At 46.3% G+C, this 13,028-nt stretch carries 9 protein-coding genes; 4 read left to right on the forward strand and 5 right to left on the reverse strand.

Annotated elements, in window-relative coordinates; translation table 11 throughout:
• Window positions 1-54 precede the first annotated feature (54 nt).
• Window positions 55-1,098: a rod shape-determining protein gene (locus EYB48_RS04605; protein WP_110256286.1), complete on the reverse strand. Its 1,044-nt coding sequence runs from the start codon at window positions 1,096-1,098 to the stop codon at window positions 55-57.
• 372 nt (window positions 1,099-1,470) lie between these two features.
• Between EYB48_RS04605 and gatC the strand changes: the two genes are divergently transcribed.
• The 4 genes from gatC (at window position 1,471) to pyrE (ending at window position 5,508) form a co-directional block, all read left to right on the forward strand.
• Window positions 1,471-1,773 (forward strand): Asp-tRNA(Asn)/Glu-tRNA(Gln) amidotransferase subunit GatC, encoded by a 303-nt coding sequence (gene gatC, locus EYB48_RS04610; protein ID WP_162019129.1) that lies wholly within the window; start codon window positions 1,471-1,473, stop codon window positions 1,771-1,773.
• A gap of 17 nt (window positions 1,774-1,790) precedes the next feature.
• A complete protein-coding gene (gatA, locus tag EYB48_RS04615) occupies window positions 1,791-3,245 on the forward strand; it encodes an Asp-tRNA(Asn)/Glu-tRNA(Gln) amidotransferase subunit GatA (protein WP_162019130.1) in 1,455 nt (484 codons plus the stop codon).
• Between the two features lie 118 nt (window positions 3,246-3,363).
• Complete coding sequence (gatB, locus tag EYB48_RS04620) at window positions 3,364-4,830, forward strand: Asp-tRNA(Asn)/Glu-tRNA(Gln) amidotransferase subunit GatB (RefSeq protein WP_408058260.1); 1,467 nt, start codon at window positions 3,364-3,366, stop codon at window positions 4,828-4,830.
• Between the two features lie 12 nt (window positions 4,831-4,842).
• Entirely contained in the window at window positions 4,843-5,508 is a 666-nt protein-coding gene (pyrE, locus tag EYB48_RS04625; protein WP_162019132.1) for an orotate phosphoribosyltransferase, read from the forward strand.
• An 89-nt stretch (window positions 5,509-5,597) separates the two neighbouring features.
• On the opposite strand, the gene EYB48_RS04630 is transcribed toward pyrE, so the two are convergent.
• From EYB48_RS04630 to EYB48_RS04645, 4 genes are all read right to left on the reverse strand, one after another.
• Complete coding sequence (locus tag EYB48_RS04630; protein ID WP_162019133.1) at window positions 5,598-6,710, reverse strand: glycosyltransferase family protein; 1,113 nt, start codon at window positions 6,708-6,710, stop codon at window positions 5,598-5,600.
• A gap of 227 nt (window positions 6,711-6,937) precedes the next feature.
• Entirely contained in the window at window positions 6,938-10,573 is a 3,636-nt protein-coding gene (locus EYB48_RS04635) for a glycoside hydrolase family 99-like domain-containing protein (protein ID WP_162019134.1), read from the reverse strand.
• Entirely contained in the window at window positions 10,570-11,898 is a 1,329-nt protein-coding gene (locus tag EYB48_RS04640; protein ID WP_162019135.1) for an ABC transporter ATP-binding protein, read from the reverse strand. Before EYB48_RS04640 ends, EYB48_RS04635 begins: the two co-directional genes overlap by 4 nt.
• Entirely contained in the window at window positions 11,888-12,730 is an 843-nt protein-coding gene (locus EYB48_RS04645) for an ABC transporter permease (RefSeq protein WP_328823249.1), read from the reverse strand. The genes EYB48_RS04640 and EYB48_RS04645 overlap by 11 nt, the downstream gene beginning before the upstream one ends.
• Between the last annotated feature and the right edge of the window lie 298 nt (window positions 12,731-13,028).

The following is a 13,028-nucleotide window of genomic DNA, read 5'->3' on the forward strand; positions in this document are numbered from 1 at the left end:
ATATGTTCAGTGACTGTCCATGTCTTATTTGTCACGGACAGTCTGCTGTTCAGATTACTCGTAAGAGAAAATCGAACCCAGCTTATCCATGCGTTCCAGCGCCATGCCGGAACCACGTACCACGCAGGTCAGCGGATCTTCTGCAACGATCACCGGCAAGCCGGTTTCTTCCATCAGCAGGCGGTCCAGATCGCGCAGCAAAGCACCGCCACCGGTCAGCATCATGCCTTTTTCTGCGATGTCCGCACCCAGTTCCGGCGGGGTCTGTTCCAGCGCATTTTTAACAGCAGAAACGATGTTATTCAGCGGATCTGTGAGCGCTTCCAGAATTTCATTGCTGGAAATCGTGAACGAACGCGGGATACCTTCGGACAGATTGCGGCCTTTGACTTCCATTTCCTTGACTTCGGAACCCGGGAAGGCAGAACCTATCGCTTTTTTGATTGCTTCTGCAGTTTGTTCGCCGATCAGCATGCCGTAGTTGCGACGGATATAGTTGACGATCGCTTCATCAAACTTATCGCCACCGACGCGCACCGAGCCTTTATAGACCATACCACCGAGCGAAATGATACCGACTTCGGTCGTACCGCCACCAATATCGACCACCATAGAACCGGTCGCTTCCGATACCGGCAGACCGGCACCGATCGCAGCCGCCATCGGTTCTTCGATCAGATACACCTGGGAAGCACCTGCACCCAGTGCCGATTCACGGATAGCACGGCGCTCAACCTGGGTAGAACCGCAAGGAACACAGATGATGATACGTGGGGATGGTTTGAAGAACTTGGTGTCATGCACCATGCGGATGAACTGCTTGAGCATCTGCTCAGTGACGGTAAAGTCAGCGATCACGCCGTCTTTCATCGGGCGGATGGCTTCGATATTGCCAGGTACCTTGCCCAGCATTTGCTTCGCTTCTTTACCAACTGCCTGGATAGTCTTTTTACCGTTAGGGCCACCTTCCTGGCGTATCGCCACGACAGAGGGCTCATCAAGGACAATGCCCTGGCTACGGACATAAATCAGAGTATTTGCGGTACCCAGATCGATTGCGAGATCATTCGAGAAATAACTACGTAAAAAACCAAACATGTATTGTCCTGTATTTAACTATTGAGGTGTCCAGCCACGCTGATGGGCTAGCCACAAAATTTTTTCTCCCTACGGCACACGGCGTTGCGCTGACAAATCCATTCTGCATCGACTTACAGGATTTAGCGTGCCATTTAGGGCATTGACCCACCATTCTACCTTATAATCTTCTTAAATTTACTCGATACCAATGCCTAAAAGTGCTCATATCGATGTTTATAAATAATTAATTGGCTTTGATGCAAATTTAAGCGCAGACCGATTTCAAAAAACTTCGCTCTCTGCCACGGAATTTCGCGCATTTTCCGATAATTTGTACCGGGCCACTGATCCCCTTTTTGACACTTTGATGCGTGCGAACGCCGATTAACTATGTCACTGACACTTGATGATGTAACGCGCATTGCCAAACTGGCAAAGCTAAATGTATCTGGCCCTGAAGCCGATTCCACTCTGGAAAAGCTCAATGGCATTTTCTCGCTGGCTGAACAACTTAAAGCCATAGACACCACGGGCGTCGCACCCCTGAGTCACCCGATTGCAGCTTTGCTGCCCGAGCTGGCTTTGCGTCTGCGTGAAGACGTAGTCACCGAAAGCAATCAGCGCGCAGCTTACCAGCAACCTGCACCTGCGACCCAGGATGGCCTCTACCTGGTTCCTCAGGTAATCGAATAAGTATTCCGGAATTGATTATGCATACTAAAACTCTCGCACAACTATCTGCCATGCTGCAAAGCAAGCAGGTGAGCGCCACTGAACTGGCCCAACATTTTCTCGACCGTATCGCCGCCAGTGATCTGAATGCGTTTTTGCATGTAGATACAGCACTGACGCTGGAGCAAGCAGCCGCTGCGGATGCACGTATCGCAGCGGGCACAGCCACGGCACTGACCGGCATTCCGATTGCCCACAAAGACATTTTCGTGACCCGCAATCTGCGCTCTACCGCCGGCTCGCACATGCTGGAAAACTATGTCAGCCCTTTCGATGCAACGGTAGTCGATAAGCTGGCACAGGCCGGCATGGTTACGCTGGGCAAGCTCAACTGCGATGAATTCGCAATGGGCTCGTCGAATGAAAACTCTTATTTTGGCCCGGTACGTAATCCCTGGGACAAATCCGCTGTGCCGGGCGGCTCTTCGGGTGGTTCCGCAGCAGCGATTGCGGCGCGACTGGCACCGGCTGTCACCGGCACCGATACCGGCGGCTCTATCCGCCAGCCAGCTTCGTTCTGCGGCATTACCGGCATCAAGCCTACCTACGGCAGCGTGTCGCGCTATGGCATGATCGCCTTTGCTTCTTCGCTGGATCAGGGCGGCCCGATGGCGCAGACAGCGGAAGATTGCGGCTTGCTGCTGAACGCCATGGTCGGTTTCGATGACAAAGACTCGACCTCGCTGGAACGTCAGCCGGAAGACTTTAACCGCGATCTGCATCAGTCACTGCAAGGCTTGCGCATCGGCGTACCAAAAGAATTCTTTGGCGCCGGACTGGCACCGGATGTGGAACAGGCTGTACGCGCGGCACTGGACCAGTATGTGAAGCTGGGCGCAACCCTGGTCGATATCTCGCTGCCAAAAACAGAGTTGTCTATCCCGGTTTATTATGTGATTGCACCGGCGGAAGCCTCGTCTAATCTGTCGCGCTTCGACGGTGTACGCTATGGCCACCGCGCCGCCAGCTATACCGACCTGGACGATATGTATCGCCAGTCGCGTACTGAAGGTTTTGGCGCTGAAGTGAAACGCCGTATTCTGGTCGGCGCGTATGTGCTGTCGCATGGCTACTATGATGCCTACTATTTGCAGGCGCAAAAAATCCGCCGTCTGATCGCGCAGGATTTCGCTACAGCCTTTGAACAGTGCGATGTGATTATGGGACCGGTAGCACCGACGGTAGCCTGGGACATAGGCGCACAATCCGACGATCCGTTGGCGAATTACCTGGCTGATATTTTCACCCTGTCGACCAGCCTGGCTGGCTTGCCTGGTATGTCTATCCCTTGCGGTTTCGGTCAGGGCGACAAAAATGCCCGTCGTCCAGTTGGACTGCAACTGATAGGAAATTATTTTGCGGAAGCGAAGTTACTCAATATCGCGCATCAATATCAGCAAGTCACAGACTGGCATCAGCGCAGCCCGGAATAAGTGCTCAAACATACAGCTTGACTGAAAGCGTAAGCCACAACTGCAGCTTGCAGCAACGACTCAGTCAGGTGCAGCTGACAGACAACAGCATCTGTCAGCGCCAACCAGATACGAAGGAATACATATGCAATGGGAAGTCGTTATCGGTTTTGAGACACATGTGCAGCTCAAAACCCACTCTAAAATTTTCAGTGGTTCATCCACTCAATTCGGTGCCGAACCTAACACCCAGGCCAGCCCGGTAGATCTGGCTCTGCCTGGCGTACTGCCAGTCATGAACAAAGGTGCGGTGGAAAAGGCGATACAGTTTGGTCTGGCAGTCGGTGCCACCATCGCGCCGGAATCCATTTTCGCACGTAAAAACTACTTTTATCCGGATCTGCCAAAAGGCTATCAGATCAGCCAGTTTGAAATCCCGGTAGTACAAGGCGGCTATGTCCCCTGTATCGTGGAAAAAGACGGCAAGGCGGAAGTACATCAGATACAGCTGACCCGCGCTCACCTTGAAGAAGATGCCGGTAAATCTTTGCACGAAGATTACCAGGGTATGACAGGCATCGATCTGAACCGTGCCGGCACTCCGTTGCTGGAAATCGTGACTGAGCCAGTGATGCGCAGCGCGACTGAAGCAGTAGCCTATGCCAAGGCACTGCACTCACTGGTGATGTGGCTGGACATTTGCGATGGCAATATGCAGGAAGGCTCCTTCCGTTGTGATGCAAACGTCTCGGTACGCCCGGTCGGCCAACAGGAGTTTGGCACACGCTGCGAAATCAAAAACCTCAACTCTTTCCGCTTCCTCGAAGAAGCGATCAATTACGAAGTAAGACGTCAGATCGAATTGATAGAAGATGGCGGCCGCGTGGTACAGGAAACCCGTCTGTACGATCCGGACAAAAAAGTCACCCGTTCCATGCGCAGCAAAGAAGATTCTCAGGATTACCGCTACTTCCCTGACCCGGATCTGCCACCGCTGCGCATCAGCGAAGCATGGATCAATGAAGTCCGCAAAACCATGCCGGAACTGCCAGCTGCGATGCGTCAGCGTTTTGTTGAACAATACGCGCTGCCAGAATACGATGCGACCGTGCTGACCCAGTCTAAAGGCATGGCTGATTACTATGTTGCGCTGGTAGAGACCGCGGGTGTGAGCCTCGCGAAAACAGCAGCTAACTTCATGATGGGCGATGTGGCCTCTACCCTCAATCGTGAAGGCGTGGACATCGCCGCTATTCCTGTCAGCGCGGCCCAAAGTGGCTTACTGTTGCAACGTATTGCCGATGGCACGATCTCCAATAAGATCGCCAAAGAAGTGTTTGCCGGTATGTGGCAGGCTGGCAGTACCGACCTGAATCTGGCCGATCAGATTATCGACGCAAAAGGTCTCAAACAGATTTCTGATGTCGGTGCACTGGAAAAAATTATTGATGAAGTCATGGCTGCTAATCAGCAATCGGTCGATGAATTCCGCGCCGGTAAAGAGAAGGCATTTAATGCACTGGTCGGTCAGGCCATGAAAGCGACTAAGGGCAAAGGTAATCCTGCCCAGGTCAATGAATTACTGCGCAAGAAACTCGCAGGCTAAGAGGAGATATTGATGAGTAACTTACGTCAGGAATTTATTCGTTTTTCTGTCGATGCAGGTGTGATCCGCTTCGGCGAATTCGTCACTAAGGCAGGTCGCCTGTCGCCGTATTTTTTTAATGCCGGGCTGTTTAACGATGGCGCAAATCTGGGCAAGCTCGCAGCTTTTTATGCTGATACGCTGATTAATTCCGGTGTGGAATTCGACATGCTGTTTGGCCCGGCGTATAAAGGCATCACGCTGGCCAGCGCAACCGCAGTCGCACTGGCTGCGCGTGGCCGCAATGTTCCTTTCGCGTACAACCGCAAAGAAGCCAAAGACCACGGCGAAGGCGGCACTATCGTCGGCGCCCAGTTGCAGGGCCGCGTCGTCATCATCGACGACGTAATTTCCGCCGGTACTTCAGTGCGTGAATCGGTAGACATGATACGTGCAGCGGGCGCTACGCCAGCTGCCGTACTGATTGCACTCGACCGCATGGAACGTTCGGGTAAGGACGATGCGCTGTCAGCACACTCAGCAGTGCAGGAAGTCAGTCAGACCTACAACATGCCTGTTGTTTCCATCGGCAATCTGAACGATTTGTTTGACTACCTGTCCGCAGCAGGCGCTGGTGCAGAATTGACCCGGCATAAAGATGCGGTGGCGACGTATAGGGAAAAGTACGGCGCAGTTTAACTTATTCGCTTGGCAGTACCTGCACCGCTAAATGCAGGTACTGCGCTATCCAACAGTTGCGAATGACTTGTACTAAATTGAGTAAGAACTTATTTTGCGCTCAAGCGATCAGCCATAGATTGAAATCTTTTAGACCAGTCATTTTCAGATCTGAATGATTTGATATCTTCAAATTCAATTTTACTGCGAGTTGCTTCTTCCCAGAGTGCGCCCCAATCCATGCCTTTTCTAATCTGCTTCACATTCGGTTCGAAAAAGCGATGTTTCATACTTCCAAATGCAGTACTCCAGACAGGAATACCTAAGGCTCTTAATTCATAATATTTAATTGGGTCGACCGAATCGGTCAATTCATTCATTTTGAAAGGTATTAGACCTACAGTAAAATTCCGGCAATGTTCTATCGCTTGCTCAACCGAACATGCTGGTAGCAACTCTATATTCGGCGGTAAATTTGATGGTAGATTCTCCATACGCGGACCGATTAGGCGCACCTGCTGCGCTGGTAAGGCCAACGCCAATTCGATGACCAATTCCCAGTCAAACCACGATGCGATCGTACCGACGAAGCCGATAATATTGTTGCTGGCAGCTTGAGAAATTGCAGGCAAACGTTTCATGTCATAGCCGTTTGGCACCAGCGAAATATCTGCTGTATTTTCATATTGGCTAATCTTGCTTGATAGTGTGGAATCACTGCAAAAAATATAGTCGCATTTCGCTGCTACGCGTCGTGTGCTGTTCTTCATGGAAACCTTGGATAACCCGCGATAAAACGCGGGGAAGTCATCCATGACGTCCATAAATACACTTCTTGCTGGCAAAGCATTCACGGCCCAAACCGCAATCCTGCTCGGACGTCCGACACCAATGTCCCATTCTCCATCTGCAAGTAGAGTACGCAGTTCTGTCTTGATATTTTCCCAGAACAAAATGTCATTGAGACGATTGATTAAAGGCAATGGCTCAATTGGCAAACTGCGTATTTTTTTTACTTCAATTTGGGGAGGAACTTTACCCTCAATTAAGTCGCTACTTTTTTTGCTGAAGTAGATGAAATCGGAGATTTGAGGTAATCGGGTAATCGTCGGATCGATCCAGATTAGCTTTTCATATACACCACCAAGCAAGGCCTGCGCCATAAAGTGTGGGCGCTGCCAGTAACTCTGATAGGGGACAGGTGCAAAAAATAATAAGTTCACGGCGTAAATTTCAAGAAAATACGTAAATCAAATTAAAAAAAATCTGACTCTTCAGCTCAGCGCGTCAGAATCAGATCAATTTTTTCGGAATCAGGACATACCTATTTGGCAGTATTCCACGCTTACCAGAACACACATGTCAACTTGCTTTACGGTCTGCAACGCCAGTATTACTGGCGCCATGTTGACTTGCTTCCGGACGAATACCTGCTACGATCTGGTTACTTTCACTCCCTGGTCTCTTCTATTGCTCGCCGCGTAGCATCCAGGTAGGCATAGCCGTAACGCTTATCCGGCTCTAAATATGCGCCTTCACCCCATTCATTCCAAGCATTAATAAAGATAAATGGCTCTGCCAGATCTTTTCTCTGTTTAGCTTCTACAAAAACGTCTTTTAACCATTGCTTGTACAACGCAGGTGTAGCCCCATCAAATATCATGCCTTTATTATCACGGCGTGCAGTGTTATCCCACATAGGCATTACTGCTCGATGCAATTTAGGATGATCATAACGGAAGTATTTTTTCTTCTCTACGATATCTTTGTAATCGAGCACCATGCCACCAAAATCTTTACGCATATATGAAAATTTGGCACTGATATCTTCACAATGTCTGAATAAAGTACCGGGATGGAATTCACTTTGAGCATCGTAGCCAAGCGCCAGTAAATCAGCATCCCACGTGTGCTCCTTCACACCAATAATATATGGATCACCAACGCCAGCTTCGATGCAATGTGCACGCCAGCTCGCCAAAGTACTTGCACACTCAGGGACAAACGATGGGCGATATACGGTCAATACAGGACGACCGTCTACGCGGATATATCTGGAATCCTTCATGTAAGGTATAACACTATCAATGAATGCAGTATAGCTTTCAACTGTTTCACTCTGTTTAATGAGAATTTCTCCAGAGGAACCATCGAAACGGCGCGTCCAAGATTCATTTGCCCAGCAAAGACTGAAAGGAAAATCAATGTCTTTGCAATTGAGGAACATATCGAGCGGCTTATCTAATAGACGGGTGCCGTCGAACCAATAATAGTAAAAAACAAAACCATATACGCCGTACATCTGAGCAAGTTCGACTTGTCTGCGAATATTATCTTCGATTCTCAAATCATAATAACCTAACTCTCCTGGCAAGCGCGGTTGATAGTGTCCTACATATTGAGGCACCGCACGTGACACGTTATTCCATTCAGTAACTCCTTTTCCCCACCAAGCATCGTTTTCTGGCGTTGGGTGGAATTGAGTCAGGTAATACGCGAGTACTTTTGGATCATTACTCTTACGAACATAACTATCTGTAGAAATAGTGACATTTTCATCGCCAACCTTTCCAGGTATTGCAAGTACCTGGCTAACATATTCAGCAAGTTGATCGTTCTTACCAGCAAACTTTGCCGGGTCCGGATTCAGTTTATTTTTCAAATTTCTTGAAACCGCACGAGCTTGTACAACGATATTTTCCTTCGTGTTTTCCGACAATGGCAATTGCCAATAAGTTTGGCGTAAAAATTGATATAGTTTTCGTTTCATTTTTTCGTCTTGCTCTACTTGATTATTGAAATCCCCATCGCCATTCTCAATGACATCGGCCTTAAATTCAACGCCAGCCAATTGGAAAACAGAACGCGCTTTCCTTAGCCATGAATTTTGTTCTGCATCATATGCAAGAGCAGCTTTGTACATTTCATCATCTTTAGCTGCAACTGCAATAAACAAATTTTCAAGGAAAGTCTCGTGTGAATCAGCGAATAAACAGGATTCGTATTTTGTACATTCACGCAAATCCGTCGTCACGACCGGCTTACCTGCAGCCATGTATTCAAACAATTTTACTGGTGAGACAGATTCGGTGAGTTTATAGCGCTTAAACGGCAATATCCCTACATCGTAAAATGCCACATATTGATCCAACATGAAGTAAGACTTACTTCCCAAGAAAAACACGTTAGGATGTTCTGTTAAACCACTTTCAGCAAATGATGAATCATGTTCATACCCTATCAATACCAGGGAATATCTACCATCATCAGCTATCTTGGTTAGCAATTCATAATCAATCCAATTTGCTAATGCGCCGTGATAACCAACAATTGTCTTGCCATTTTGCATGGCAGCTTCAAGATCAGCTGGCGCTTTAGCAACGGGTTGACGCCAGTGAGCTAAATCAACACCATTCGTCGAAAGTATTGCTCCTGAATTTCTGTATTTCAATACTTCGTCATACAATTTATCCGCGGTTGCAACCACCAATATCTCGTTATTTTGCAATAACCATTTGTGACGTTCGATTACAAATCCCGGAATTGTCCCGGTGATTTCTTCACTTATTTCATCAATGTATTCGTATACAACCTTGAACCCATCCTGCAGAAATCGTTCGACATCCATAATTGTCGTGGCAAGATCGATGGACTGTAATCGTAATATCTTCGGTTGCTTTATTTTTTTAAGCGCATCGAAAACACATTGAACAACCCTTGAATCCAATGCATCAAATACGATGACATTTCCTTCCGCTTTTTTATAGACGAAAAGATCTTTATCAACTTGCAAATGACCACCGTATAGTGCTAAGCCACCACACTGTACAGCTTGCAATGACATATGCTGAAAACGTTGAAACAGAGGGGTATTCCATCCCATGGGCACATGAAACAAATCTACAAATTGCGTTTGCGTTGATATGATTTTGCTCAAGTTACGCAATCTTTGATGATAACTTCTATGCTTGAATAACTTTCCGACCCAAGCTGATCCCAAAGTATAAGCTGCGCGAGTACCTAGTGGAATTGAACTTATTACACCATGCCTTTGCACTCCCTGCTTCAAGCGAGCGAGCAAATATGCAGCTCGCTTTTGCCACAAAGAGGAAGAATTTTCAGAGCGCTGACTTTCAGTCTGACCCAAAAAACCTAAAGCGTTTACCACTTTACGCAAGGGGGCTGTCAATTTCCATGAAGTACTATTCTCAAGACGATATATTTGCTCTGTACATTGAGAAAGCCATGTATCCCGTTCAATTACAGCCTGGCTTAGATTTGCGATTTGATGTTCATATTGAGAGTTTAACTCTTGCATTTTATGAAGCTGAGCAAGGTCACTCGCATGCGTTTTACGCGCATTTTCCAGATCGCTTAGTAAACCTTTAATTTCGGTTGATGTATCACTCCGTTCAATAGCGTAGTCGTCCAGCTTAAGCTGGAGCCCATCGAACCATGCTGGGTCAGCATAAAGCAAAATAATTTGATCACCGCCCCAAAGTGTATTTGGTAAAGGACGGCAATCTATCACTTTAGACCAAACCAACTTAAACCCATTGGCAAGTATGACTGGCAAATTTTCGGGCAAGAACGAATAGAAATGTTCATCTATCCTGTTGAATTCTTTATATGGCAAAGCGAGAAGAATTCCCTTTTTCGCATGTATTGAAACAAGATCCAGGGTTTCATACGGACGATGAAAGTGTTCTAAGGTATTTGAAGAAAAAACAAAATCGAACTGCTCGCATTCATCGCCATTTTTCTCCAACCAATTTTCATTGAGAAAACGTATAGCTGGATATCTTTCGCTTGCTTGCGCCACGGCTACACCGGAAAAATCGACACCAATCAGCTGACTTGAATCAACATAACTCGCCCAAACATCGGTTCCATCGCCTTGAGCACATCCCCAATCTGCCAATGTGAGCTTATGCTTTCGCATCTGATCAAGAAACCAAGGCGGAAGTAGCGAAATTGCGATCCGCGCAAAAAATCTTGATTGATTGGGCCCTTGGCAGGATTCCCAATCTTCAGAAAACCGTGTATCCCAATAACGGTCTGAATTAATTGCACTGTTGTTTATCATTGTTTAACTAATACTTGCTGTTCTATTGTCGGTTGAAATAATCCAAAAAAGCGTTCATTTGACAAAGATGAAAAATAATGTGCGCCTTCTACATACTCGTAATAATGGATATCACGGTGTTGTCGATTCTCTACAGCTGCAACCAGTAAATATTTACCCGTTACCAGTGGATTGATAAAACTAAACTCAACACGCATTTTTTCAAATGTTGTTAGCTGACGGTTACCAAAATCATGAGTTGTAGAAACTATTAAATCATTGCCTTTCAAATCTTTGATCGACACTGCAACGCTTAAAAACTCCCTGGAAATTTCTTGTGGGATATGAACTTCAACCACAATGTTAAGTTGCTCTCCCCATCGATGCACGTCCTTACGATTCCCCGACTGGTCACAGATTGCTGCAGATAAAATTAATCCTTTATGTGATCCCCAGTGGGTTACTGGCCGTGTATCAAGCGCATTGCCAGGAGTTTGCCCGATGCCAATCGTCACAGCATCTGCCACTTCATTATTTGAAGTTTCTATGACGTCATCTGGAATTTGATGAACTATCTCGTCTCTAACGCAATCATCTTTTGTTATTTCATCACGGAACATAAATTCCATGAAGCGACCACTAACAGGGAAAACGTCACCTTCTTCAACCATGCAGCCTTTATCAATCCAAATTGCTCTGTCACATAGAGTACGAATTGAACTTACGTCATGACTAACAAAAAGTATGGTTGCGCCTTTTTTTTGGATATCTTTAATGCGACGCATACATTTAGCCACAAAACGAGCGTCACCTACAGCCAATGCTTCATCGATGATGAGAATTTCAGGATCAACATGTATCGCAATAGAAAACGCCAGGCGCGAATACATCCCACTAGAATACGTCTTCACGGGCTGATCGAGGAAGTCTCCAAGTTCAGAAAACGCAAGTACATCATCCATTTTTTCTACCATCAGCTCTTTTGGGTATCCCAAAATCGCGGCATTTAAAAGGACGTTTTCCCGGCCAGTAAATTCTGAATTAAATCCTGCACCTAACTCCAATAAAGCGGCAACCCGACCGTTGGTCGTTACTGTTCCTGTAGTTGGGGAAAGTGTTCCACAAATCATTTGCAACAAAGTAGATTTTCCACTTCCATTGCGACCAACTATACCAACCGTCTCACCACGTCCAATTGTGAAAGATACTTCTTTGAGTGCCCAAAATTCCCGGAAATACTGTTTCCTGCTACCAAAAAACATTTGCTTAAGTCTATCGCCAGGTGCTTCATAAATCTGGTAACACTTACTTAAATTTTCAACGGAGATTGCTATTTCAGAGGACATCAGCAAACCCCTTGCGTGTTTTTTGAAACCATGCAAAACCCAGCATGGAGATAACTGAAGAAAACGCCGTCCAAATTGACCACAGCTGCCAATTCATTGGTTTTTCCCAAATCATCAGATTACGCGCCTGTTCAACGATAAAAGTCATCGGGTTCAACTGCATAAAGTCTTGATATTCTAGTGGCAAGCCGCTGAGCGGATAAAAAATCGGCGTCATAAACATCAAAACGGAAATCGTTACGCCAATGATTTGACCGATATCCCGGATGTACACGCCTAGCGACGACAAAAACCATGACAGTCCCAATGCCAACAATAGCAGTGGTATCAGAACTAAGGGCAAACATAGAAAGTAAACTGAAGGCAATCCAAAAAAAATAAGATAAAAAAGCAGCCATACAGAAAGACTGATCAGAAAATGAAAAAATGAAGCACCTAGGGCAATGATAGGTAAAATTTCCAATGGAAAAATGACTTTCTTCACGTAATTCACGTTTCCAAGAATCAATCCCGGAGCTCTCATAACACACTCAGAAAAAACATTGAATATCAATAGCCCGGCAAACAAAACCAACGCAAATTCTGTCTTAGATGTGCTGTTCACGGTCCAGCGCGCGTTGAAGACAACACTAAAAACAAAGGTGTATACGGCCAACATCAAAATTGGATTGAAGAAGGACCAGAACAATCCCATGACAGAACCTTTGTATCGCCCCAAAACTTCACGTATAACGAGGCTTAGGATTAAGCCTCTATTTTGCTTACATGACCGGAACAGCGTGAGAGGTGAGATTGAATGTACTGCGTGCGGATTCAATGGAAGACTTTCCAAAAATTTAAACTTAAACTAAAGTGCGACTTTAGTTGTAAAAAATCGCATTTAAGCTGCCTGACGAAGCATGCACATCGAAAATTATAGTGCAGCTCAACAGCAAGAAGAACATAGCTTAAATCAATTAAAACTGACACATTTTTTTCAAAGTGTTTCAACTTTGCAAAATGTAAAATTATTTTGCATTATATCAGTCCATACATTCGCTTCCCTATATTTGTCGATAGGACGTATGGGCGAATGCTAAGTTTTACTTAGTAAATTGCTCCTCAATGACGTCACCCATATTCAATTTTGC

The organism is Cognatundibacterium crateris (assembly GCF_010078235.1).
In the GTDB taxonomy this organism is placed as follows: domain Bacteria; phylum Pseudomonadota; class Gammaproteobacteria; order Burkholderiales; family Burkholderiaceae_D; genus Undibacterium; species Undibacterium crateris.